Annotated in this window: 22 protein-coding genes; 15 read left to right on the forward strand and 7 right to left on the reverse strand. The window is 71.9% G+C overall.

What is annotated here, in order from left to right; all coding sequences use genetic code 11:
- The first annotated feature begins 47 nt into the window (after nucleotides 1-47).
- A complete protein-coding gene (locus ACOJVX_RS21510; RefSeq protein ID WP_245588826.1) occupies nucleotides 48-785 on the forward strand; it encodes an IclR family transcriptional regulator in 738 nt (245 codons plus the stop codon).
- A 446-nt stretch (nucleotides 786-1,231) separates the two neighbouring features.
- Nucleotides 1,232-1,990 carry an alpha/beta fold hydrolase gene (locus ACOJVX_RS21515; RefSeq protein ID WP_026419099.1) on the forward strand — a complete coding sequence of 253 codons (759 nt, stop codon included), beginning with the start codon at nucleotides 1,232-1,234 and terminating at the stop codon, nucleotides 1,988-1,990.
- Nucleotides 1,991-2,059: 69 nt separating this feature from the next.
- Here the strand turns inward: ACOJVX_RS21515 and ACOJVX_RS21520 are convergent, their stop codons facing one another.
- Nucleotides 2,060-3,052, reverse strand: a complete 993-nt coding sequence (locus tag ACOJVX_RS21520; protein ID WP_035292205.1) for an LLM class flavin-dependent oxidoreductase — start codon at nucleotides 3,050-3,052, stop codon at nucleotides 2,060-2,062.
- A gap of 517 nt (nucleotides 3,053-3,569) precedes the next feature.
- Here ACOJVX_RS21520 and ACOJVX_RS21525 point away from each other — a divergent pair.
- The gene (locus ACOJVX_RS21525; protein ID WP_422647057.1) at nucleotides 3,570-4,307 is read left to right on the forward strand and encodes a hypothetical protein; all 738 of its coding nucleotides are present in this window, start codon (nucleotides 3,570-3,572) and stop codon (nucleotides 4,305-4,307) included.
- Here ACOJVX_RS21525 and ACOJVX_RS21530 read toward each other — a convergent pair.
- The 3 genes from ACOJVX_RS21530 to ACOJVX_RS21540 all read right to left on the reverse strand — a co-directional run bounded on the left by ACOJVX_RS21530 (nucleotide 4,282) and on the right by ACOJVX_RS21540 (nucleotide 9,243).
- Nucleotides 4,282-5,433 (reverse strand): acyl-CoA dehydrogenase family protein, encoded by a 1,152-nt coding sequence (locus ACOJVX_RS21530; protein ID WP_026419101.1) that lies wholly within the window; start codon nucleotides 5,431-5,433, stop codon nucleotides 4,282-4,284. The genes ACOJVX_RS21525 and ACOJVX_RS21530 overlap by 26 nt on opposite strands.
- Before the next feature lie 37 nt (nucleotides 5,434-5,470).
- Nucleotides 5,471-7,570, reverse strand: coding sequence for a biotin carboxylase N-terminal domain-containing protein (locus ACOJVX_RS21535; RefSeq protein WP_026419102.1), 2,100 nt, complete (start codon nucleotides 7,568-7,570; stop codon nucleotides 5,471-5,473).
- A gap of 74 nt (nucleotides 7,571-7,644) precedes the next feature.
- The gene (locus tag ACOJVX_RS21540; RefSeq protein WP_026419103.1) at nucleotides 7,645-9,243 is read right to left on the reverse strand and encodes a carboxyl transferase domain-containing protein; all 1,599 of its coding nucleotides are present in this window, start codon (nucleotides 9,241-9,243) and stop codon (nucleotides 7,645-7,647) included.
- Nucleotides 9,244-9,368: 125 nt separating this feature from the next.
- Between ACOJVX_RS21540 and ACOJVX_RS21545 the strand changes: the two genes are divergently transcribed.
- From ACOJVX_RS21545 to cutA, 5 genes are all read left to right on the forward strand, one after another.
- Nucleotides 9,369-10,001 (forward strand): SACE_7040 family transcriptional regulator, encoded by a 633-nt coding sequence (locus tag ACOJVX_RS21545; protein WP_422647058.1) that lies wholly within the window; start codon nucleotides 9,369-9,371, stop codon nucleotides 9,999-10,001.
- 343 nt (nucleotides 10,002-10,344) lie between these two features.
- The gene (locus tag ACOJVX_RS21550; RefSeq protein WP_155886151.1) at nucleotides 10,345-11,949 is read left to right on the forward strand and encodes a hypothetical protein; all 1,605 of its coding nucleotides are present in this window, start codon (nucleotides 10,345-10,347) and stop codon (nucleotides 11,947-11,949) included.
- 286 nt (nucleotides 11,950-12,235) lie between these two features.
- Nucleotides 12,236-12,514: a hypothetical protein gene (locus ACOJVX_RS21555; RefSeq protein WP_026419106.1), complete on the forward strand. Its 279-nt coding sequence runs from the start codon at nucleotides 12,236-12,238 to the stop codon at nucleotides 12,512-12,514.
- A 284-nt stretch (nucleotides 12,515-12,798) separates the two neighbouring features.
- Nucleotides 12,799-13,131 (forward strand): hypothetical protein, encoded by a 333-nt coding sequence (locus ACOJVX_RS21560; RefSeq protein ID WP_026419107.1) that lies wholly within the window; start codon nucleotides 12,799-12,801, stop codon nucleotides 13,129-13,131.
- Between the two features lie 232 nt (nucleotides 13,132-13,363).
- Complete coding sequence (gene cutA, locus ACOJVX_RS21565; RefSeq protein ID WP_245588828.1) at nucleotides 13,364-13,675, forward strand: divalent-cation tolerance protein CutA; 312 nt, start codon at nucleotides 13,364-13,366, stop codon at nucleotides 13,673-13,675.
- A 310-nt stretch (nucleotides 13,676-13,985) separates the two neighbouring features.
- On the opposite strand, the gene ACOJVX_RS21570 is transcribed toward cutA, so the two are convergent.
- Nucleotides 13,986-15,200 (reverse strand): acetyl-CoA C-acetyltransferase, encoded by a 1,215-nt coding sequence (locus tag ACOJVX_RS21570; protein WP_026419110.1) that lies wholly within the window; start codon nucleotides 15,198-15,200, stop codon nucleotides 13,986-13,988.
- Between the two features lie 151 nt (nucleotides 15,201-15,351).
- On the opposite strand from ACOJVX_RS21570, the gene ACOJVX_RS21575 reads away from it, so the two are divergent.
- On the forward strand, nucleotides 15,352-16,293 hold the full coding sequence (locus ACOJVX_RS21575; RefSeq protein WP_418155006.1) for an SGNH/GDSL hydrolase family protein: 942 nt from the start codon (nucleotides 15,352-15,354) through the stop codon (nucleotides 16,291-16,293).
- A gap of 221 nt (nucleotides 16,294-16,514) precedes the next feature.
- Complete coding sequence (locus ACOJVX_RS21580) at nucleotides 16,515-16,940, forward strand: SSI family serine proteinase inhibitor (protein WP_026419112.1); 426 nt, start codon at nucleotides 16,515-16,517, stop codon at nucleotides 16,938-16,940.
- Nucleotides 16,941-17,121: 181 nt separating this feature from the next.
- On the opposite strand, the gene ACOJVX_RS21585 is transcribed toward ACOJVX_RS21580, so the two are convergent.
- The gene (locus ACOJVX_RS21585) at nucleotides 17,122-18,300 is read right to left on the reverse strand and encodes an MFS transporter (protein ID WP_026419113.1); all 1,179 of its coding nucleotides are present in this window, start codon (nucleotides 18,298-18,300) and stop codon (nucleotides 17,122-17,124) included.
- A 222-nt stretch (nucleotides 18,301-18,522) separates the two neighbouring features.
- Here ACOJVX_RS21585 and ald point away from each other — a divergent pair, with 222 nt between their 5' ends.
- The 3 genes from ald (at nucleotide 18,523) to ACOJVX_RS21600 (ending at nucleotide 20,862) form a co-directional block, all read left to right on the forward strand.
- Nucleotides 18,523-19,641, forward strand: a complete 1,119-nt coding sequence (gene ald, locus ACOJVX_RS21590; RefSeq protein ID WP_030105232.1) for an alanine dehydrogenase — start codon at nucleotides 18,523-18,525, stop codon at nucleotides 19,639-19,641.
- A gap of 428 nt (nucleotides 19,642-20,069) precedes the next feature.
- A complete protein-coding gene (locus ACOJVX_RS21595; protein WP_245588829.1) occupies nucleotides 20,070-20,222 on the forward strand; it encodes a hypothetical protein in 153 nt (50 codons plus the stop codon).
- On the forward strand, nucleotides 20,215-20,862 hold the full coding sequence (locus ACOJVX_RS21600) for a hypothetical protein (protein ID WP_422647059.1): 648 nt from the start codon (nucleotides 20,215-20,217) through the stop codon (nucleotides 20,860-20,862). The genes ACOJVX_RS21595 and ACOJVX_RS21600 overlap by 8 nt, the downstream gene beginning before the upstream one ends.
- 244 nt (nucleotides 20,863-21,106) lie before the next feature.
- Here ACOJVX_RS21600 and ACOJVX_RS21605 read toward each other — a convergent pair whose 3' ends face one another.
- Nucleotides 21,107-21,250 carry a hypothetical protein gene (locus tag ACOJVX_RS21605; protein WP_418155009.1) on the reverse strand — a complete coding sequence of 48 codons (144 nt, stop codon included), beginning with the start codon at nucleotides 21,248-21,250 and terminating at the stop codon, nucleotides 21,107-21,109.
- Here ACOJVX_RS21605 and ACOJVX_RS21610 point away from each other — a divergent pair.
- Complete coding sequence (locus ACOJVX_RS21610) at nucleotides 21,245-22,501, forward strand: ATP-binding cassette domain-containing protein (protein WP_418155010.1); 1,257 nt, start codon at nucleotides 21,245-21,247, stop codon at nucleotides 22,499-22,501. The two genes, ACOJVX_RS21605 and ACOJVX_RS21610, sit on opposite strands and share 6 nt — an antisense overlap.
- Entirely contained in the window at nucleotides 22,501-23,352 is an 852-nt protein-coding gene (locus tag ACOJVX_RS21615; protein ID WP_418155011.1) for an ABC transporter permease, read from the forward strand. Before ACOJVX_RS21610 ends, ACOJVX_RS21615 begins: the two co-directional genes overlap by 1 nt.
- The last annotated feature ends 40 nt before the right edge of the window (nucleotides 23,353-23,392 follow it).

The raw sequence follows: 23,392 nt of genomic DNA on the forward strand, positions 1-23,392 counted from the left end.
GCCATCGAATTCCCAGGAAAGATCATCCAAGAGAGGGAGTGGCCGACGTGCTGAACGAAGACCGGCGACCCGTTTCGACAGGATCGCCGGCTGATTCCGCACCTCCTCCGGGAGCTAAGACCCTCGACACCGGACTGCGAATCCTGTGGGCCCTGCGAAACCACCCCGACGGCCTCACCCACGCCGAACTGACCAGGACGCTGGGCATCGAGCGCACCGCCGTCTACCGGCTCATCGGCACCCTCCAGTCGAACCGGCTGGTCACCCGGACCGAACGGGGCCGTTACCAACTCGCGCTCGGCGTCCTCGAACTCGGCACCGCCGTGCTGCCACACCTGCGGCGCGCGCTGGCCCCCGAGCTCCGGACCCTCGCCGAGAACTGCGGTGCCACCGCGTTCGTCACCGTGCTCGACGGCGAGACGAGCTGCGTCGTCGTCGCGGTCACCGAACCCTCGCGCACCTTCACCCACGTCGCCTACCGGGTCGGGACCCGGCACGAGGCGGGGCTCGGAGCCGCCGGCATGGCGATCCTGGCGGGGCGACCAGCCAAGCTCGACGAACGAGCGGAGGTCACCGCGGCGCGGGAACGGGGCTACTCGGTGACCAGCGGGGAGCTGCAACCGGGCGCCTGGGGACTCGCGGCCCCCATCGCGCCCTCCGACGGCCTCGCCGTGGCGAGCGTGGGCATCGTCTCGATCGGCACGCTGGCCGAGGCGGCGGTCGCCCCCGAGGTGCTCCGCGTCGCCAAACGGCTCGGACGCACGGTCACGGGGATCCGGGGGTGACTCTGGGCGGGTACCGGGCCCCGGAACCCACCCGAGTCGACACGGGGCGTGGACGACGCTTCACCCCGTCGGGTTCGCCTCGCCCCCGTACTCGTGACGGGCCACCACCCGCGCGGAGCGGGGCGGCCTGTCGGGGTTCGTCTGCCTCCCTCCCAGCGGAAACCTCCTCGTCCCCTGGAGGCGCGGCCGTCGTCGGCCCTCCACCGCGGGATCACGCAGGGTGATTCGTGGCGTCCCGTCCACATCGGCCAAAGGCTCCGACCGCAGGATTGACTTCACTGGCCAGGAGTCCAATCCTGGCATGATCAGCGATTCCGCCCGTCCGATCTCACGACCCAGTCCGGCTCGCCCTGTCCGGCCTGACCCAGTCCGGCTCGACCGAGACGGAAGACCCCAGCCCGAATGTGTCCGCCGACCCCACCCCGGTCAGCAGAACAGGAGCTGTTGTGGCTGTTCTCCCGCACGACGTCCTCGGTGACGGCCCGCACCACGTGCTGGCGCTGCACGGCTGGTTATCAGATCGGTCGGCCTTCGAGGCGATCACGCCGCAGCTGGACACCGACCGCTTCACCTGGGCGTTCATGGACTACCGGGGGTACGGCGAGGCGATGCGGATCGCCGGCGAGCACACGACTGCCGAGACCGCCTCCGACGTGCTCGCGGTCGCGGACTCGCTGGGGTGGCCGAACTTCTCCCTCGTCGGCCACTCCATGGGCGGGAAGGTGGCCGCGTCGGTGCTGGCCGAGTCGCCGGAGCGAGTACGCAAGATCGTCGGCGTGTCCCCCGTTCCCGCCTCGGGCGTACCCCTCGACGAGCGGACCTGGGAGTTGTTCTCGGGTGCGGCCGAGAGCGCGGCGAACCGCAGGGCGATCATCGACATGACCACCGGGGGCCGGTTGAGCGGGCGGTGGCTGGACGACATGGTCCGCCGCTCGCTGGACCGCTCGACGGTGACCGCCTTCGCGGAGTACCTGCGCGACTGGGCGCGCAACGACTTCCAGCAGAAGATCAGCGGTGACACCACTCCGATGCTGCTCATCGCGGGTGAGCACGATCCGGCGCTCAGCGCGGGGATGCTCCGGGACACCTGGGCACGTCACCACCCCAACGCGCGGGTGGAGCTGTTCCGCAACGCCGGGCACTACGCGATCGAGGAGGCGCCCCTGATCACGGTCACCCGGATCGAGGAGTTCCTCGCCAGCTGAGCCCGTCCGCGCTCCGGGGGAGCCGGGGCCGTGCGGCAGTGGGGCTCGCCGCACGGTCCACCGGCCGGCTCAGACCGGGTCGCGCTCGTCCGCCGTCGGCAACAGGGTGGACAGCCGCCGCAGGGACGCGTTCGCCAGCTCCGACGGCATGCCGCCGAAGTTGGTCAACGCCAGGAGGTGCCCCACGCCGAGCCCGCTGAGCTTCTCCACGCGCTCCCGCACCTCGTCCTGGTCGCCGAAGAGCACCAGGCCCGCGTCGGTGAGCTGGTCGTAACTGCGCCGGCTGCGGTGGTAGAGGCGGCTGTCGGTGTACTGCGCCAGCGCCGGCCCCACCTCGGATCGAACGTCGGGTCGGTCCCCGACGTAGGTGTGCAGGGCGACCGCGACCTCACCCCTGCCAGGCGCCCCGGACTCGGCGTACCCCCTGCGATAGCTGTCCACGATGGTCCCGAGGTCGCTGATGTCGGTGGCCGTGGCGTAGGGGATCAGCATGACGTTCCGGCCCTGCCGCCCCACGTGGTACGCGGCCTCGGCCCGGATGACGGCCACCCACAACGGTGGCGGTGCGAGCGGGGTGACCGCGATCCGCACGTCGTCCACGTGGTGGTAGTGGCCGTGGTACGTCACCGGCTCCCCGGTCCACGCCTTCGTCAGGACCTCCAGCGCCTCGTCGAAGCGGACCCGCTTCTCCGAGTTCCCGATCCCGAAACCCGCGTACTCGTGCTCGAGGTACCCCGACCCCACACCCAGCGCCAACCGCCCGCCGGACAGCTGGTCCAGCATCGCGTACTCCTCGGCGAGGACCAGCGGGTTGTGGAAGGGCAACACCGCCACGGCCGCTCCCAGCCCGATGCGGTTCGTCCGCCGAGCGGCGGCGGCCAACAGCACCGGCGGCGAGGTCACGACCCCGTACTCGTGGAAGTGGTGCTCGGCCACGAAGTAGTTGGCGAAACCCAGTTGGTCCGCGAGCTCGATCTCGTCGAGCAGCTGATCGTAGAAATCGGAAATACTCCGGCCCAGGCTCGGATGGTGGTCGGTGACCGAGAAGATGCTCAGCTTCATTGCGGCGTGTCCTTTCCGGGCAGGGACGGCCTTCGACGTCGAGAAGCGGAAGAGTCGGCGGGGAACGGGAAGGGGCGCGGAGTCACGGGAACGACCACCGCCCCGGAACCGCCGATCGACGGCGGGGCTCCCCATCCCATGGTGGCGGGTGGAGCGCCCTGGTGTTCACTCGCCCTCCGGGGAGGCGGCTTTCTTCCGAGGCCACCTCCGGGCAGCTCCGGGGGAGAACTCCGAACGCCATGACCGGGTCCCGTGATCCGGCATGCCGACCACACTCTCCTGTTCACATAGTGCATGAGATAAGCACAATATGAACAGACAGTGCCGGCTGAACTTCGCACTGTCAATGGCTCCACCCGGTTCCCCACCCGCTTCGGCGGTTTCTCGCACGGCTGGGCAGCAGCGGGTGCCACGTTCCGCACAAGCCGTGATGGAGTGGGCGGTTCCTCCGGCCCCCGAGCCGCCTGGTTCACCCTTTCGCGGGGGATCTCCTCGCCGGATCAGGCACAATGCGATCGTGACCCATCCGAGTGGACCGGGGGGAAGGCCCACGCCGCGCCCGGCGGCCCCGCTGCTGCTCGCGCTCGCGGCGGCCACGGTGGCCGGTTGCACCAGCACCTCGCCGGGCAGCGCCGTCGCCGGTGGAACGCCCGCCGCCCCGCCTCCCCCCGAGCTCCCCCAGATCGCCGCCAGCGCGGACGTGAACGGCGTTCCCCGCGGAACCCCCACCGGTACCGGCCATCCCGACTACCCGGCGAGCAGCGCGTGCGACCTCTTCGTCGACGGCCTGGCCGAAGCGGCCGACGTCAACGGGTTCGCGGTCCACGAGGAGAACGACCGCGGCCTGGGACTGTGCATCCTCGTCGACGGCACCACCCACCCCGGCCAGACCTGGGAGCTCGGCGTGGTCGTCGACCCCCACCACGGGATCGCCAACGCCTACACCGGTGACGTGACCAGCATCGAGCCGACCACGGCCGACCCGTTCGACGCCAGGCTGCTGCGCTACGCCGACGGCATGTGCCGGATGGACATCGACGTCGCGGAGGACGCGACCGTCAGCCTCATGGTCGCCGTCGGCCGGACCGGGAGCGACCCGGCCCCCGAGGGCGAGGAGGACGAGGTGGCCCGCACGGACCAGGCCTGCTCGGTCGTGGCCGACATCAGCCCCGTCCTGGCCCACCACCTGCCCGCCCGGGCGGACGGCGACCAGGACGGGCCGACCACGCTCAGCGCAACCCCATCTCCCGGCTGATCAGCATCCGCTGCACCTCCGAGGTCCCCTCGCCGATCTCCAGGATCTTGGCGTCCCGGTAGAAGCGGCCCACCGGCGTCTCGTTCATGAAGCCGTACCCACCGAAGATCTGCGTCGCCTCCCGCGCGTTGTCCATCGCGGCGTTCGAACTCACCAGTTTGGCGATCGAGGCCTGCTTCTTGAACGACTCACCCCGCGACATGCGCGCGGCGGCGTCGTAGTAGGCCAGCCGCGCCGTGTGCGCGCGGGCCTCCATGTCAGCGATCTTGAACTGGATGGCCTGGTAGGAACCGATGTTCTTCCCGAAGGCCGTTCGCTCCCTCGCGTAGCGCAGGCTCTCGTCCACGCAGCCCTGCGCCAGGCCGACGCCCAGCGCGGCGATCGCGATCCTGCCCTCGTCCAGGATGCGCAGGAACTGGGCGTAGCCCCGCCCGCGCTCACCCAACAGGTTGGCCTCGGGGACGCGGCAGTCGGCGAAGGCGAGCTCGCAGGTGTTGGAGGCGTTCCACCCCACCTTCGAGTAGTGACCGGCCACCGTGAAGCCGGGAGTGCCCGAGGGCACGACGACCGCCGAGATCTCGTTGCCCGCCTCGGACCGGCCGGTCACCGCCGTGACCGTCACCAGGGAGGTGATGTCGGTCCCCGAGTTGGTGATGAACACCTTGGAGCCGTTCACCACCCACTCCCCGCCCTCCAGGCTGGCTCTGGTCCGGGTGGCCTGGGCGTCCGAACCGCCGTCCGACTCCGTCAGCCCGAACGCGGCCAGCCGACGACCGGAGCACAGGTCGGGGAGCCAGCGAAGGCGTTGGTCCTCGGTGCCGAACCGGTAGATCGGCATCGCGCCCAACGACACCCCCGCCTCCAGGGTGATGGCCACGGACGAGTCCACCCTGGCCAGCTCCTCCAGGGCCAGGCACAACGCGAAGTAGTCCCCACCCATCCCCTCGTACTCCTCGGGGAAGGGCAGGCCGAACAGGCCCATCTCGCCCATGCCCCGGACGATGTCGTAGGGGAACTCCTCCCGCTCGTAGTACCCCGCGATCACCGGCGCCACGACGTCCCTGGCGAACTCGGCGACGGTGGCTCGCAGCTGCTCGTGTTCCTCGTCCAACCGGTAGTCGGGCATCGGCCGCTCCCCTGTCCTCGTGTGGTGGGTTGTCCCGTCACACCGGTCCGGGATCACCGGACGGTGCGGTCGCCGAGGTCGGGTCGACCACGGCGAGGTCCTCGTCGAGAGCCACTCGGCTGCCCGGCCGGACGAGCAGGGCCGCCACGCTCCCCGCTACCGGTGCCGTGACGGTGTGCTCCATCTTCATCGCCTCGACCACCAGCAGCTCCTGCCCGGCCACCACCTGGTCCCCCACGGCCACCCCCACGGTCAACACGGTTCCCGGCATGGGTGACCGCACCTGCCCGTCCGCCGTGGTCGCCGCCGGGGAGGACACCGCGGCCAACGGCTCGCGCTCCACCAGTTCCCAGGTGCCGCCCGCCCAGGCGAGCCACCGCCTGCCCCCCTCCCGCGCCACGGTGTACACCCTGGTCCGGCCGTCCACCCGCACGGTCAGCTCGGTGCCGTCGAGCCGCGCGCCACCCCGCACCGGGTCGGCCCCGCCCACCGACACCGCCGCGTCCTCGGCCCCACCCGTGACGAGGACGCGGTGCGCGGGCCGCCCCGGTTCCCCGAGCCACCAGGGCGTCGCCGCCGGACCACCCCAGCGCCAGCCGTCGGGCAGGGCGAACCTGCTGGCCACCGGACCGGCCGGTTCCCGGTCGAGCTGGCACCACAGGGCGCCCGCGACCAGCACCTCGCCCGGTGGATCAGTGGTCGGCAGGCGCTCCCCCTCGACGAAGCGCTCCACCAGCCCGGTGGACAACCGACCGGCCACCACGTCGGCGTCCCGGAGCAGTGCCCGGAGGAAGGGGACATTGGTCCGGACGCCGAGCACGGTGTGCTCGCCGAGCGCCCGGTCGAGCCGGCTCAGGGCCTCGCGGCGGTTCGGTGCCCACGCCACGACCTTCGCCAACATCGGGTCGTACCCGGTGCCGACGTCGACCCCGGTCGCGATGCCCGAGTCCACCCGCACGTGCTCGCCCCCCGGTTCCCGGAGCACCCGCACCCGCCCCCCCGTGGGCAGGAACCCCCGGGCCGGGTCCTCCGCGTACACCCGGGCCTCCACGGCGTGCCCGCTCGTGCCCAGCGCCGCCCGCACCGCCTCCTCCGCCTCAGGACCCCGGCCGTCCGTCGCCACCCCGAGCAGCCCGGGCAGACCGGCACCGTCGGCGACCCCGAGCTGCAGGGCCACCAGGTCCACCCCCCGACGCCCCTCCACCGTGGTCACCAGCTCGGTCACCGGGTGCTCCACCTGGAGGCGGGTGTTCATCTCCAGGAAGAAGAACTCGTCGGGCCGGTCGCCACCGACGATGAACTCCACGGTGCCGGCGCCCACGTAGTCGACGGCGCGGGCGACCCGGACCGCGGCCTCGCCCATCGCGGCCCGGGTCACGTCGCTCAGCACCGGCGAGGGAGCCTCCTCCACGATCTTCTGGTGTCTCCGTTGGAGGCTGCACTCCCGCTCCCCCAGGTGGACCAGGCAACCGGCGGAGTCCCCGATCACCTGGATCTCCACGTGCCGGGGGTTCTCGACATACCGCTCGGCCAGCAGGGTCCCGTCCCCGAAGGCCGCCACCGCCTCCCGACGCGCGCTCCGCACGGCCGAGGGCAGCTCGGTGAGGTCGCGGACCAGCCGCATGCCCTTGCCTCCCCCACCCGCCGAGGGCTTGAGCAGGATCGGGAGCCCGACGCGCCCCACCGCCGCCCGCCACTCCTGGTCGGTCAGGGGGGCGGCTGGGTCCTCGGCGACCCCGGGGAGCACCGGCACCCCGGCGGCCGCCACGGCGGCCTTCGCGCGGATCTTGTCCCCCATCGTGTCGATGGCGTCCGGGGAAGGACCGACGAAGACCAGCCCGGCACGACGGCACTCCGAGGCGAACCCGGCGTTCTCGGCGAGGAACCCGTAGCCGGGGTGCACGGCGCCGGCCCCGCTCCGGCGGGCGGCGGCGAGCACCGCGTCGACGTCCAGGTAGGTGGCCGGGCCGCCGTCCCCGCTGGTGAGGGCGACGGCCTCGTCGGCCGCCCCCACGTGCGGGGCCTCGGCGTCCTCCTCGGTGTGCACCGCGACCGCCCGCCGACCGGTCGCCCGCAGGGTGCGGATCACCCGCACCGCGATCTCTCCCCGGTTGGCCACCAGCACGGTGTCCGTCACTCGCACGTCAGGTCCTCCCTGCTCACAACGGCGGCCCCGGCACTCGCCAGGAACCGGTGGCGCCGGCCGGCCGGTCACATCCGGAAGACGCCGTAGCTCACCGGCGCCAGCGGCGCGTTCGCGGCGGCCGACAGCCCGAGTGCCAAGGCGGTCCTGGTGTCGGCCGGGTCGATCACCCCGTCGTCCCACAACCGCGCCGTGGAGTAGTAGGGGCTGCCCTGCTCCTCGTACTGCGCCCGGATCGGCGCGCGGAAAGCCTCCTCGTCGGCCGAGGACCACTCCTGACCCCGGGACTCGAGCTGGTCGCGGCGAACCGTGGCGAGCACGGAGGCGGCCTGCTCACCGCCCATCACCGAGATCCGCGCGTTGGGCCACATCCAGAGGAAGCGGGGGGAGTAGGCGCGCCCGCACATGCTGTAGTTCCCGGCGCCGAACGAACCACCGATGACGACGGTGAGCTTCGGGACCCGGGCACAGGCCACGGCGGTGACCATCTTGGCACCGTGCTTGGCGATGCCACCGGCCTCGTACTCGCGGCCCACCATGAAGCCGCTGATGTTCTGGAGGAAGACCAGGGGGATCCCCCGCCGGTCGCAGAGCTGGACGAAGTGGGCGCCCTTGAGCGCGGACTCCGAGAACAGCACCCCGTTGTTGGCGATGATGCCGACCGGGTGCCCGTGCAGCCGGGCGAAGCCGGTGACCAGGGTTGGTCCGTAGTCCGCCTTGAACTCGGCGAACTCGCTGCGGTCGACCAGCCGGGCGATGACCTCCCGGACGTCGTAGGGGACACGCGGGTCGACCGGGACCATGCCGTAGAGGTCGTCCGGGTCCACGGCCGGCGGTTCGGGCGGCCGGGTGTCCCACGGTGGCGGCGACGCCGGACCGAGGGTGTCCACCACGCCCCGCAGCAACCGCAGCGCGTGGGCGTCGTCCACCGCGAGGTGGTCGGTGACCCCGGAGACCCGGGCGTGCAGGTCGCCGCCGCCGAGGTCCTCGGCGCTGACCTCCTCGCCGGTGGCCGCCTTCACCAGGGGCGGCCCCCCGAGGAAGATCGTGCCCTGGTTCCGCACGATGACGGTCTGGTCGCTCATCGCCGGTACGTACGCCCCGCCCGCGGTGCAGGAACCCATGACCGCGGACAGTTGCGGGATGCCCAGCGCGGACATGGTCGCCTGGTTGTAGAAGATCCGCCCGAAGTGCTCGCGGTCGGGGAACACCTCGTCCTGGGCGGGCAGGAACGCGCCACCGGAGTCCACGAGGTAGAGGCAGGGCAGGTGGTTGTGCAGCGCGACCTCCTGCGCGCGGAGGTGCTTCTTCACCGACATCGGGTAGTAGGTGCCGCCCTTGACCGTCGCGTCGTTGGCGACGATCACGCAGTCGCGGCCCGAGACCCGCCCCACACCGGTGATGACCCCGGCCGCCGGCGCCGCGCCCTCGTACAACCCGTGGGCCGCCAGCGGTGACAGTTCGAGGAACGGCGAACCCGGGTCCAGCAGTGCGTTCACCCGCTCACGTGGCAGGAGCTTGCCCCGGGCCAGGTGGCGTTCCCGCGCGCTCTCCGGGCCGCCGAGGGCCGCGGCGGCCCGCCGGTCGTCGAGTTCGGCGACCAGGGCGAGGTGCGCGTCCCTGTTGCGCCGGTAGGACGCGGCGGCGCGGTCGCAGGTGCTGCGCAGGACGTCGATGTCCGTCACTCCCAGCCTCCCGATCCTCGACGGGGACCGCCGACGACGTTAATGAGCGTTAACCCTGGCTCCCGCGAATGTTAATGCTCGTTAACACCCTCGTCTACCCTGGGCGGGTGGACCACGACGACTCCGAGGCGGAACGCCGGACACCGCCGCCGGCACGCCGTGCGAGCAGCCGCCGCGACGCCATCCTGGCGGCCGCGGCCCCGCTCTTCGCCGAACGCGGGTTCCTCGGGGTCTCCATGGAGGACCTCGGCAAGGCGGTCGGGGTGTCAGGCCCCGCCCTCTACCGGCACTTCCGCAACAAGGAGTCGGTCCTGAGCGAGATGCTGCTCGACATCAGCCACCGGCTGCTCGACGAGGGGCGCCGCCGGGTCGCGGGCGCCACCTCACCCCAGGACGCCCTCACCACGCTGCTCACCTGGCACGTGGAGTTCGCCCTGGCCCAACCCGCCCTGATCCGGGTCCACGACCGCGAACTCCACAGCGTCCCCGCCGCCGACCGCCGCCGGATCCGGGCGGCGCAACGCCGCTACGTGGAGGAGTGGGTCGACGTCCTGGCCCGGCTCGCCCCCGGGGCGCCCTCCGAACGGCTCCGCGCCGCCACCCACGCGGTCTTCGGGCTGCTCAACTCCACTCCGCACAGCGCGAACGGCGTCGACACGACCACGATGGCCCTCCTGCTGCGCCGCATGGCCGAGGCGGCACTCGCCGAGGCCATCGCCACCGGCGGGGGAGCATCCTGACAGCTGGATCCGCACACCGCTCCAGCCCCGGTCACCCGGTTCCGCCGGAGGGCGGGACGCCTCGGCGCGTCGCGCCCCCGCCACGCCCAGCTCGTTAACTAGAACAGGTCATTTTCCTCGCTCGAACGAGGGTTTTCTCCGCATCGAACTTCAACGGCCCCGGGAACGACGTCGATCATGCTCGGGTGCGGTGGCGGCCCGCACGAGGTGAGTGCCCCACTCAAACCGTTGCCGACCAAGGAGCGCGCTGGCGCCGCGACCACCGCAGAGCGCCGGCAGTCGGTCCGTCCGGTCCGGGCCCCACCACCCCAGCACTCGCGACGACACCGAGGAGAAACCCCCCTTGTCTTCCAGGACCTCGCGCACTCTGAAGGCCGCGGTGATGGCGGCCGGCCTCGCCGCGGCGGGCGCCGGCACCGGAGCCGCCGCCGCGGCCGAGCACACCGACGGGACGACGGACCTTCCCTACGTCCCCAAGGAGCTCGGCGTGGAGGTGCCGCTGAACACCTGCGGCCCGCTCGTCTACCACCCCTTCGGCACCGAGGTCGTTCCCTGCCTCGACACCGAGGCCAAGCTCAGCGTGCCCAACGTCCTCACGGCGCCGGGCCACGCCGTCGAGGCGATCGCGCACGGCCTCGCGCGGGACGCCCAGTCCCCCCAGTCCCCGCTCGAGCCAGGGGCCACCTCGGCGTTCACCACGGCGATCGGCGAGCAGCTCAACGAACTCTCCGGCCTGACCCGCACCAGGCCGGACATCGAGGTCGGTGTCGCCCCGCAGAACATCGGCCTGCTGGAGGACACCAAGTCCGAGAAGCTCGTCCACGCCCACGTGTGGGAGCGCCCCGAGGTGCACTCGGGTTTCTCCGCCGTGGACACGGCGGTCGAGGTGACGGCCGTCGAGGGCTACAACCTCGACCCCGAGCTGAACCTGAACCCGGTCACCCAGCAGGTGGGGCAGGCCACCCAGCAGCTCCAGGTCCACCGCCTCCTCTCCACCCCACCGGTGCGGGAGCTGCCGGTGGTGGGCCCCGCCGCGGACCGGGTCGTCTCGGGTGGCGGCGAGACGCTGCGCAGCACGGCCTCCGGGCTGGGCGAGACCGCTGGCCAGGCCCGGCGGAACCTGTCCGAGCTGGACGCGGCCGGGACCCTGGGGGAGACGGCGGGAGCGCTGCGCGGAGTAGCGGACGCGGCCGGAGCCCACGTGAGCGGAACGGCGCCCGCCGCGAGGGGCCTCGTCGACCGCCTTCCGGGCGCCGACCGCTTCGACGTGCCGCAGGACGGCCTCGCCGGGCTGGCCTCGGCCGCTCGCCAGGAGCAGACGCCAGGCGAGGCCGACGAGCCGTCCACCCCCATGACCAGCACCGTCACCACCCTGTCCGACAACCTCTCCGGGGTTCTCGACCTCCTCCCCGGCCAGGAGGAGGCCCCAGGTGACGGCGGGACGCAGGCCGGCGGCGACACGAACGCCCGCATCCTGCCGGACCTGAGGCTGCCCGACCTCGGACTGCCCAGGTTGCCCGGTCAGACGCCAGCCGCCACCGCGGACCAGCAGGTCTCCGAGATCCCGCACTCCGTGGTGGAGAACGGAACGGCCGCCACCGGCCGCCTGCTCTCCGGGGTCGACCTGCCGGAACTCGCCTCCAGCCTCCCCGTGGGCGAGGCCGCGACGACGGAGCGGCTGCTGCCCGACCGCACCCTCCCGACGCTGCCCCTCCGGACCGAGCGGTCGCCCGAGACGCCGCAGACCCTGCCAGCACCGGCGGACCAGCCCCAGGCGGCGGCCGGGGGCGCCGAGGCCGCGCAGGACCCGGCCGAGCGGCCGCAGGTGCTGCCCGCCGCGGCGGACACGCAGCACAACGAGTCCTCCGGGGTGCTCGGCACCGCCCAGAACGTCCTGTCCCACGCGGCCGGATTCGCTCCGATGACGGGAACGCTGCCGCTCGACTGAATCACACGCGGAAACCACCGGGCGAAGGGCGAATAGGCCCTTCGCCCGGTTGGTGCTGCCCGCACCACATTCCCGGGTACGCCTTTTACCAAGCACCTCCCAGCCGGGAGGCCACCGTGGGAAAAATACCAAGATTCACTCTTTCAGGTACAGAAACCACAATTCTGCCGGACGGGGATGAATTACCGGTCGAAGTTGGGGCAGAATCCCCCCAGCGCCTCAGCGGGAGCCCTCCCCAGAGACGCTGCCAGACACTCACACGTAATTCCTGAAGGAAGGCACACCAGTGCGTACCTCGACTCGTATTGCAGGCGCCACCGCGGCGGCAACGCTCGGTGCTCTCGCCTTCAGCGCCCCCGCGTTCGCGGACGCCGCGGGCAACGACGGCATCAACGCCGTCAACGACAACAACATCAGCGCCGTGCCGATCCAGGCCTGCGGAAACAACATCGCCGCCGTGATCGGCGTCATCGTCCCGCTGGTCTCCCCGCAGATCAGCGACTGCACCAACGCCCCGATCCTCGACCACAACAAGGTCGAGGTCGAGGTCGAGCACGGCAAGTGACACAACCCGGCCGAGGCGAGACGCCCCGGATCAGCTGACTCAGCCGGCTGACCGACAACGCCGTCTTCCGTAAGGCCCCGGTGGGAGCTTTCCGCCGGAAATGCGCGTCACCGTTACTGCGCTTCCGACGAAAGAAACGCTGCCGCCACCCCAAAGCAACTCCTGTCGTGCGCGGCCGGCCGTCAATCACACGGCCGGCCGCGCACCGGGAGCTCCCGGCTCTCGCCCACTCCGGCGGCGACGGTCGACACCAAGCACGTTTCACCAGATCGAAAGGCCCACCAATGCGCACCTCCGCTCGTCTCGCCGGCGGCCTCGCCGGTGCCGCCCTCGGCGTCATGACGCTGGGTGCCACCGCGTTCGCGGACTCCGCGGACAACGACGGCATCAACCTGATCAACGACAACAACATCAGCGCCGTGCCGGTGCAGCTGTGCGGCAACAACGTGGCCGCCGTGATCGGCGTGATCGTGCCGATCGCGTCCCCGCAGCTCAGCGACTGCACCAACGCGCCGATCCTCGACCACAACAAGGTCGAGCTCGAGTTCGAGCACGAAGGCCACGAGGGCAAGGGCACCCCGCACGGCGGGCACGGCTCGCACCACGCCGGCTTCTGATCGGCACTGCCCACGGCAGGACACCCGGAAGGGCGTCGGTCCGCTCGGACCGGCGCCCTTCCGCACGTCCACGCCCGGGTGTCGCGGATTGCCGGGTGCGCGGGGGAGCCCCACCATGAGGCCCTGACAGTTCGCGTCCACCCGAACGGAGCAGCGCGTGTCGATTCCCGAACCACTACAGCCGGGGGCGGCCGTCCCGAACGATCCGGCTCTGCCCTCCGCTTACTGCCAGGTGACCACCACGACCGACTCCGAGGACACCGCGCTCCGGCTCGCCAGGGACATCGTCGAGACGGGCCTGGGCGCGAGCGCCCAGGTGCTGGGTCCGATCAGCAGCGTGTACCGCTGGGCGGGCCTGATCCAGGTCACGCAGGAGTGGCAGTGCGTCGTGAAGACCGTGATGTCCCGGTTGACCGACCTCACCGACCACATCGAGGCGATCCATGACCGGGAGGTCCCCGAGGTGGTGGCGACGCCGATCATCGGTGGCAACGAGGACTACCTGAACTGGGTGAGCGCGCAGGCCGCCCCCGAGGACCTCTGAGCTCCCGGACCCGGTGTTGGTGCTGAGGGCCCCCGTCACGCCGGACCGCCGCTGACGTCGCCGCCGAGGGACGACGTGCCAGTTCCTCCGTCGGCGGGGCCACCCATCCGCCAGGCGGCGACCCGGGCCCCGGCGGACACGAGGTCCCCTCGGGCCTGCCTCCACTCCCGCGCCGCGGCTCCCACCGCACCGCCATCGACCTTCGGGGGGCCGTCGAGACGCCGAGGATGTCCCGGGGAGGCGAACGGGATCCCCGCCACGGGCTGGGCGACCATGACGGCAGGCGTCCGACCGGCGACGGCGGGCTTCCTCAGACCCGTTCGACCACCGTGGCGATGCCCATCCCCCCGCCCGCGCACAGCGTGACGAGCCCGTACCGCAGCCGCCGCCGCTCCAACTCGTCGAGGACCGTTCCCAGGAGCATCGCCCCGGTCGCGCCCAACGGGTGGCCGAGCGCGATCGCGCCTCCGACCACGTTCACCCGCTCCGGGGAAAGGCCGTAGTCCCTCGTGAACTTCATGGGCACCGCGGCGAATGCCTCGTTGATCTCCACCAGATCGATGTCGGAGATCGTGAGCCCCGCCCGGTCCAGCGCCCGGTCGACGGCGGGGCCCGGGCCGGTCAGCATGATCGTGGGATCGGCCCCGCTGACCCCGGCCGCGAGGATCCGGGCCCTCGGCCGCAGGCCGATCCGTTCGCCCACCTCCTCGTTCCCGACGAGGACGAGCGCAGCACCGTCGACGATCCCCGAGGAGTTCCCGGCCGTGTGCACGTGGTGGACCTCGGACAGCGAGTCGTAACGGCCCAGGGCGACCGCGTCGAAACCGCCGTCGCGTCCCACTTCGGCGAAGGCGGGGGCCAGTTCTCCCAGCGCCTCCACGGTCGTTCCCTCCCGGGGGTGCTCGTCCTGGTCGAGCAGGACCCGGCCGTCACGGTCCCGCACCGGAACGAGCGAGCGGTCGAACAACCCCGCGGCCCGGGCCTCGGCGGCCCGGCGCTGCGACTCGGCGGCGTACCCGTCGACCGCGGCGCGGTCGAAACCCTCGATCGTGGCGATGAGATCCGCGCCGATGCCCTGGGGCACGAACGCCGTGCGCCGCATGGTCTCGGGGTCGTTGGCCCACGGACCGCCGTCAGAACCCAGCGGGACACGGGACATCGACTCCACCCCGCCGGCCAGCACCAGTCCCTCCCAGCCGGAGCGGACCTTCTGGGCGGCGACGTTGACCGCCTCCAGGCCCGAGGCGCAGAAGCGGTTCAGCTGCACTCCGGCCGTGGTCTCGGGGAGGCCCGCGAGGAGGGCGGCGGTCTTGGCGATGTCGCCCCCCTGGTCCCCTACCGGGGTGACCACTCCGAGGACCAGGTCCTCGACCAACGCGGGGTCCAGGCCGGGTGCCCGCCGGCGCAACTCCTCGACGAGCCCCACCACCAACTCGACCGGGGGAACACCGTGCAGGGCTCCCGTCCGCTTGCCCCGACCGCGCGGGGTCCGCACCGCCTCGTAGACGAACGCCTCGGCCGTCATGTCACCGCCTCCGCTCCCTGGACGCTCCCTGGCCTCCACAAGCTACCGTTCAGTAGCCATCTCGGGCGAGTGTTCCGGCTGATCGTTGACACCACCCCACCCGAAGGTCACGATCACAAGGACATTCCTCCTTTCAGGCAAGGAAGTCGCGATGACCCGTTTCTTCCGCTCACCGCCGCGCGGAGTACGCACCCCACTCGCGGTCGCACTCTCCATCCTGTTCTCCGGTGTCCTCCTCGCCCCGGCCGCGTCGGCCGGAACGCCCGACCTCGTGCGGGACGACCGATCCCACCACCACTACGTCGCACTCGGCGATTCCTTCACCGCCGGTCCCCTGATCCCCTATCCACAGCTCAACCCGCTCGGCTGTTTCCGGTCCACCAGGAACTACCCGGCGGTGCTCCGGGCGTCCCTCGACGTGAACTCCTTCACCGACGCCAGCTGCAGTGGCGCGACCACCGTGGACCTGCACGAGCCCCAGAACGTCCTCGCTGGACGCAACGCTCCCCAGCTCGACGCGTTGCGGCCGGACACCGACCTGGTCACGCTGCAGATCGGTGGCAACGACATCGGCTTCAGCGACATCGTCCTGACCTGCGCGACGCGGAGCGTCACCGCGCCCACCGGGAACCCGTGCGAACGCCACTACACCGGCGGGGGCGGGAACGAGCTGCTGGACCGCATCGAGGACACCGCGCCGCTGATCGACCGGGCACTGGACGAGATCACGCACCGGTCCCCGTCGGCGACGGTGCTGGTCGTCGGGTACCAGACGATCGTGCCCGCCACTGGTGGCTGCTTCCCCCGGGTACCGATCGCGCGGGGCGACACGGCCTTCCTCGACGGCGTGCACCAGGCACTCAACGCCATGCTCGCCTCGGCCGCCGACCGGGCTGGCGCGGTCTTCGTCGACACCTACGGCGCCTCGCAGGGCCACGACTGGTGCCAGCCGAAGGGCGTGAAGTGGGTGGAGGGCGTCCTCCCCACGAGTCCGGCCTTCCCCGTACACCCCAACGAACTCGGAATGGCGGCCGTCGCCGACATGATCGAGGCGGAACTGTCCACCCGGACCACCATTCCCGCGCTGGACTGAATCACGTCGCGGTGGCGGCAGTCGCCCACATTCGCGCCGACTGCCGTCACTCTGCGCCCCGATACACGAACGAGTTAAACCCGAACGAGTAGTTACTCCGTGGTTGCCTCGCGGCCGGATCGGCGAACAGGTAGACCCGATTTGCCCCCGCCGGCACGAAACCCGCCGCCATCCACTGGCGGGCACGACAACGCCCTCACCACACACGGAGGACTACCGACATGGCTCTGCACCACCTGGTCGTCAGCTCGCTCCTCGCGGGCAGCGCCCTTCTCGGCGGCGCGGCTCCCGCCGCCGGCAGCGAGCCGGCGGCCTCGCGGCCGGCCTCGACCGTGTTGACCCTGAACGTGCGTCCGGTCACCCCGGCGAAGGCCGACGAGTCCCCCCTGGGCAGGACCGTCCTGCTCACCTGCGACCCCGACGGGGGCGACCACCCGAACGCGGAGGCGGCCTGCGCCGAGCTCCGGGACTCCGGGGGTGACCTCGAGGCGATCCGAGGCGACGGCAACGCCTTGTGCACGATGATCTACCAGCCCGTCGCCGTCTCCGCGCGGGGGACGGTGGCGGGGGTGCCGGTGGACTACGAGACCGAGTGGTCGAACTCCTGCACGATGGCCGCCGGCACCGGCGCCCTGTTCCAGTTCTGAGCCGAGCTCCGAGCGCGCCGGTCGACATCCCGTCGGCCGGCGCGTTCGTGCCAGCGGCCGCGAGGACCCGCTCCCCGCGATGCCGCACGGCCCGGCGCCGGGCCTGCCCTGGCGCGGGAAGCCGGCCGCCGCGCACCCACCTCGGTGAACAGCCCGGCCCCTCCCGCCCGGGCCCAGGTGCTCAGCGGGCCGCCCGGTCGGGCCAGGCCGCCGGCAGCACGGCGAGCACGAGCAGGGCGACCACCATGAATCCGGCACCGTAGCCGGCCTGTTGGACGACGAGACCGATGGCGACCGCGCCGAGGCCGGTGCCCGCGTCGAAGCCGATGTTCCACTGCGTGCTCGCCAGCCCGTAGTTCCGCCGCTCGACCCGCTGGAACATGATCACCAGGGTGGCGTTCTGCACGACGCCGAAGCCGAGTCCGAACAGGACCATTCCGGTGAGGAGCACCACCGGCTGGTCCCCGAGCACGACCGCGCCGACGCCCGCACCGGCCGACACCACGGCGGGCACCAACAGCCGTCCGTTGCCGAACCGGTCTCCGAGGAGTCCCGCCGCCCAGCGCCCCCCGGTGGCGAAGGCCTGCTGGGCGAGCAGCGCCGCCGGCACGAGAGCGGCTCCGGCTCCGGTGACCGCCAGGGGGAGGAAGGTCACCACCGTTCCCGAGGCCACCGCGGTCATCGTCAACACCAGGAAGGGGCGACGCAGCGCGCCGGTCCGGAAGGCCCGGAGCAGACCGCCCGCCTCCTGGCCCCGCACCGGGCGGGGCGCGGCCAGGCCGATCGCGGCGAACAGGGAGACGAGCGGCACCAGCCCAGCCGTCAGGAACACCGTCTCGTAGCCGAGGTGCTCGGCCATCCAGACCCCCAGCGGCAGCGCGCCGAGTCCCGCCAGTCCGACGGCGCCGCCGTAGAGGCCGGAGCCCTTGCCCCGCAGCCGTGGTGGCACCAGCTCGGCGACCAGGGCGGCGCAGGCGACCGTCACGATGCCGAAGCCGAGGCCGCGCACGGCTGAGACGGCGAGGACCACATCGATCCGGGAGGACGCGATCAGCAGCAACGCCGGCGCTCCCAGCAGCACGGCACCCGACAACAACAGGGTCCGGTACCCGAACCGGACGAGCAGCCGGGGCATGAAGACCTGCAGGCCGACCGTCGCGAACATGTAGACGCCGGTCGTCGCGCCCGCGAGCGCCTCGGCCGCCCCGTTCGCCGCGGCGAACTGGGGCACCACCGAGAGCAGGAGGTAGAAGCTGGAGAAGACACCGAACGTCGTCGCCAGCAGCAACATCATCTGCCGGCTCCACACGCCGGTGGCCTCGGCTGCGGGTGGCTCGCTCCGCGTCTCCCTGGTGCTCACGTGCCTGACGGTAGCTCGTCCCCTCGTCCGTTCGGCTGGTCCGGGTGGTGTGAGCGCCCCGCGAATGGGTTACTTCGCTTCTAGTCGCACCCGTGTGACCGGCGATACGTTCGACTCACCCGTGCGATGCCGAACACCAACCGGCATCGCGGGACCGACGGCGGGCCGCGGGCAACCGGTCGCCGCCCGCCGACCCGCCGCCATCCGACGGAAGGAAACACCGTGAAGATCGCCGTTCCCCGCGAAGTGAAGAACAACGAGTACCGGGTCGCGCTCACCCCCGCCGGTGTGCTCGAACTCACCGGGCTGGGTCATGACGTGCTGGTGGAGACCGGGGCCGGGCAGGGCTCCGCGATCAGCGACGCCGAGTACCACTCCGCCGGCGCCAAGATCCTCGACACCGCGGAGGACGTGTGGGCCAGCGGTGACCTGGTCCTCAAGGTCAAGGAACCCGTTCCGTCCGAGTACCCGTTGTTGCGGGCCGGCCAGGTGCTCTTCACCTACCTGCACCTGGCCAGCAGCAGGGAACTCACCTCGGCGATGGTGGACAGCGGTGTGACCGGCATCGCCTACGAGACCGTGCAGGCCCCCGACGGCACGTTGCCGCTGCTCGCGCCCATGTCGGAGGTCGCGGGCCGGCTCGCCCCGATGGTGGCTGTCGGGGCCATGCTGCGGCCCGCCGGCGGCCGGGGCGTACTCCCCAGCGGCGTTCCCGGCGTCCCCCCCGCGAAGGTGACGGTCATCGGCGCCGGTGTCGCCGGGCTGAGCGCGGCCTCCATCGCGCTCGGGATGCAGGCCGACGTCGAGCTGCTCGACACCAGGGTCGACAGGCTGCGCTCGATCGACCGCGAGTTCCGGGGAAGGCTGCGCACGATCACCTCGAACCGGTACACCCTGGAACGGTCGGTGCTGTCCGCCGACCTCGTCATCGGCGCCGTGCTGGTGCCGGGCGCGAAGGCCCCGAAACTGGTCGACAACGACCTGGTGGCGCGCATGCGGCCGGGTTCGGTGCTGGTGGACATCTCGATCGACCAGGGTGGTTGTTTCGCTGACTCCCGCCCGACGACGCACGACGAGCCGACCTTCCGGGTGCACGACTCGGTCTTCTACTGCGTGGCCAACATGCCGGGCGCGGTTCCCCACACGTCCACCCACGCGCTGACGAACGTGACGCTGCCGCACGTGCTGGCACTGGCGGAGCACGGCTGGCGGGGGGCGGCGGGGCGGGACCCCGACCTGGCGCACGGGCTGAGCACCCACGAGGGGGCGTTGACGAACCGGCCGGTCGCTGAGGCGCACGGGATGGAGTGGGTCGAGCCGGAGCGCCTGTTGGGCGGGTGACGGAAGGGCGGGGCGCCGAGGCGGCGCCGTACCGGCATCACGCTTGGCACGAGGTCGCGACGCATCGCGGCACAGGGGCGGCCCGCTCAACCGGCCTGGGGGTCACCGGGAGCGGGCCGCCACCGTCAAGTCTAGTCGCTCGGTACGGCTTGTGTTGACCAGGTCGTGGTGTATCCGGAGAAGATCACCCGACTACCAACCTTTAGCCCATCCGAGAGCGCCCGATCGAGTGAACCTCCACCGGAAGACTGAATCATTTTCATCTCGTGGCCGATGACTGCTCAGTGAACGCCTCGGTCGACCCGACAGCTCACCCGTCGCACACCGCGCGGCCCATCCGTCACGGGCGGACGGACGAGGCCGGGCGGCCGCCGGGGGGACGACGTTGGCTGATCGCCTGCCACGACCCCTTCGGCCGGGACCGATCGGTGACCGTGCTGGTCGACGACCAGGACGTACTCCTGGTCGCACCCCCCGGGGCGAGCGCGGTGCTGTCCACCCAGCAGACGCGCTCCCTACGGCGGTCGCTGGACCGCGCCGCCGTCACCACGAGGGACCACGACGGAGATGAACGTGACTGAGAAGGCGCTGCGCCAGGCGGTGATGGAACGCTTGGCGATGCTCGACCGCGCCGCCGAGCATGACGACGAGAACACCCTGCTGCCGCTGGCCCGGGCGGAACTGCGACGCCTGGCCGACGGCTGGCGACTCCTGCTCACCGTGCACCAACCGGCCGACGACGGGCGCTGCCGCGCCTGCCCGGGTGGCTGGCGGCGCCGCCGCTGGCCCTGCAAGGTGTGGCTCATGGCCCACCGTCACCTGATCGGGGACGGGGGTGGGCAACGACCGCGCCGGGGCCCCCTCGGTTCCCTCGGGCGAGGGTCGGCCAGGGGAACGCCGCCGCACCGCATGAGCCCGACCCACGAACCCGAACACCCCCTCCCGGTGACCCCAGCCCCCACCACTCCCGGTGGATCCGGGGCACCGGGACCGCCCTGGCCGGACGACGCGCCCTCCCCCACCGCTCCGGCCTGGCCGGCGAGCGACCAGGAAGCCGCCGAAGCCGCCAGTGCCGAGAGCACGTCCACCTCCCCGGGGCAGGGCCACGTGTTCGCCACCCCGGTGGGCGGGCACCTCGAGACCGACAGCACCCGCATCCACCGGGCGAACGTGATGGAGCGCCAGTCGCGGCTGATGCGACGCCTCTCACCGAACGGCTGAGAGCGGCTCGCCATCCCCCGGCACGCGGGACACGTGCCCGAGGGCGGTGGGCGCGAGCCGTGACCTCCGTCGTCACCGGGCTGACGCACGACGCGGTGCGGCCGGGAACGCCGCCGCACACCGCTCCGCCCGGGACGACGAGCCCCGCCTCGGCTGCTCGGGGTGACGGGAACGCCGCCAGGACGGGCCCCGGCGGCGCCCCTCGAGCACCCGCCCGACCGCACCCGCTCGGCACCCGGCGGGTTCACTCCTCGACACCGCCCCGGCACGGTCGGTACTCCCACCGGCCCCCACCCGGCCCGGTACCCACGACCGCCCACCGGGGAACCGCCCCGTACGGCAGGATGAGCGCGTTCAGCCGCGCGGCGACGAGGAGGAATCCGTGCACGACGGCACAGGCCGGATCGTTGTGCAGGGCCTGACGAAACAGTTCGGTCCTGTCACGGCGGTGCAGAACCTCGACTTCACCGTGGAGCCCGGCTCGGTCACCGGGTTCCTTGGCCCCAACGGGTCCGGGAAGACGACCACCCTGCGGATGCTGTTGGGACTGGTGACACCCACCGCGGGCGTCGCCACCATCAACGGGCTCCGCTTCGACGACATCACCAACCCCGCCCGAGTGGTCGGCGCGGTCCTCGAGGCCCAGAGCTTCCACCCCACCCGAAACGCGCGGAACCACCTGCGCTGCTACGCGGCGGCGATCGGGCTGCCCGACTCGGCCGCCGACCGGGCCCTGGACCAGGTGGGGCTCGGGGTCGCGGCCCGGCGCGGCGTCCGGGGGTTCTCCCTCGGCATGCGGCAACGCCTGGCGCTGGCCACCGCGCTGCTCGGTGACCCGCAGGTCCTCGTCCTCGACGAGCCGGCGAACGGTCTCGACCCGGAGGGCATCGCCTGGCTGCGTGGATTCATGCGGTCCTTCGCCGCCGCCGGCAGGACCGTGCTCGTCTCCAGCCACCAACTCCGCGAGGTCGAACAGACCGTCGACAAGCTCATCATCGTCAGCCGCGGTCAGACCGTCTACTACGGCGGCCTCGACGATCTTCGGGCCACCCGTCCCAGCCGCGTGCTGGTCAGGGCGGACGACCCCAACAAGCTGGTGGAGGCGCTTCGGGCCGCCAACCTGACCAACCTGGAGACCACCCCGGACGGGACCCTCGCCGTGATGGGCGGCGCCGATCCGAGGCGGGTCGCCGACATCGCCCGCGACGCCGGGGTGGCCGTCTACGGGATCCAGGAGGACAAGGCGGACCTCGAGGAGATCTTCTTCCAGCTCACCAGCGGCCAGTACGGCGGCGCGCAACAGAACCTCTACACCCAGCAGCCACCAGGACCGGGCCAACCCGGCGGGTTCGGCGGTCCCCCGCCGCCGGCCGGGTACCAGCAGCCCCCGGGCTACCAGCAGCCCCCGGCCGGCTACCAGCCGCCTCCCGGGTACCAGCAGCCGCCACAGGGGTACCAGCAGCCACCACCGGGGTACCAGCAGCCACCGGCCGGCTACTCACCACCACCCGGCTACCAGCCACCGGGGTACCAACCGCCCCCCGGCTACCAGTCACCCCCCACCGGTGACCAGGCTCGCCCGGAACAGCAACCGCCCGGCGGGGACCCCTCCGAGGGCAACCAGGGAGGAAACGCCTGATGGGCCGGCTCATCACCTCCGAGTTCCGCAAGATCCTCACGGTGAACCTGTGGTGGGCACTGCTCATTCCCGCCGCGCTGTTCACCTTCTTCCTCGCCTGGTTCGGCGGCGCCGTGGGTTCCTTCGCGGGCAGCGCGGCCGAGTTCGGCGGCGACTCCGTTCCGGTCGCCGGGCTGATGTACGCGGCGGGCTTCAACCTGGCCACGGTCTTCGGCGCGATCTTCGGCGGTCTGTCGATGTCCGGTGAACTGCGGCACAAGACCATCACCACCACGTTCCTGACCGCCGACTCCCGGGCCGCCGTGCTCGGGGCGAAGCTCGTCAGCTGTGCCGCGGTCGGCGCGTTCTACGGTGTGGTCTGCGCGATCACGGGTTCCCTCGGCGCCTTCGTCGGTTACGGTGACGGCTTCCCCGCGGTGGGTGACTGGCTGCTGCTGTGCCTGGTCAGCATCGTCCTGATGGTGCTCTGGACGTTGTTGGGCGTGGGTTTCGGCGCGCTCGTCGGCAACCAGGTCGGGGTCGTCCTCATCATCCCGATCTACACGCTCCTCGGTGAGACCATCCTGGTCAGCCTGTTCTCCGAGATGGGTGGGAGCGCGGTCAGCCCGTACCTGCCGAACGGTTCCGGCAGTTTCGCCCTGCTCGGCCTGGCGATGGCCCAGCTGTTCTCCGTGGTCAGCACCCATGCGGGGACCGCGGACATCCCGCCGGAGGTGCGCGCCGACCTGGAAGCGTCCGGCGTCAGCGGGCAGTTCAACGACTGGTGGCTCAGCGGCCTGGCCTTCCTCGGGTGGGCGGCGCTGTTCGTCCTGCTCGGGTGGCTGCTCAACCAGAAGCGCGACGTCACCTGACGAGCGCGAGCCGCCGGCCCCACGACGGGGCCGGCGGCTC

This window comes from Actinoalloteichus caeruleus (assembly GCF_049311605.1).
GTDB lineage: Bacteria > Actinomycetota > Actinomycetes > Mycobacteriales > Pseudonocardiaceae > Actinoalloteichus_B > Actinoalloteichus_B caeruleus.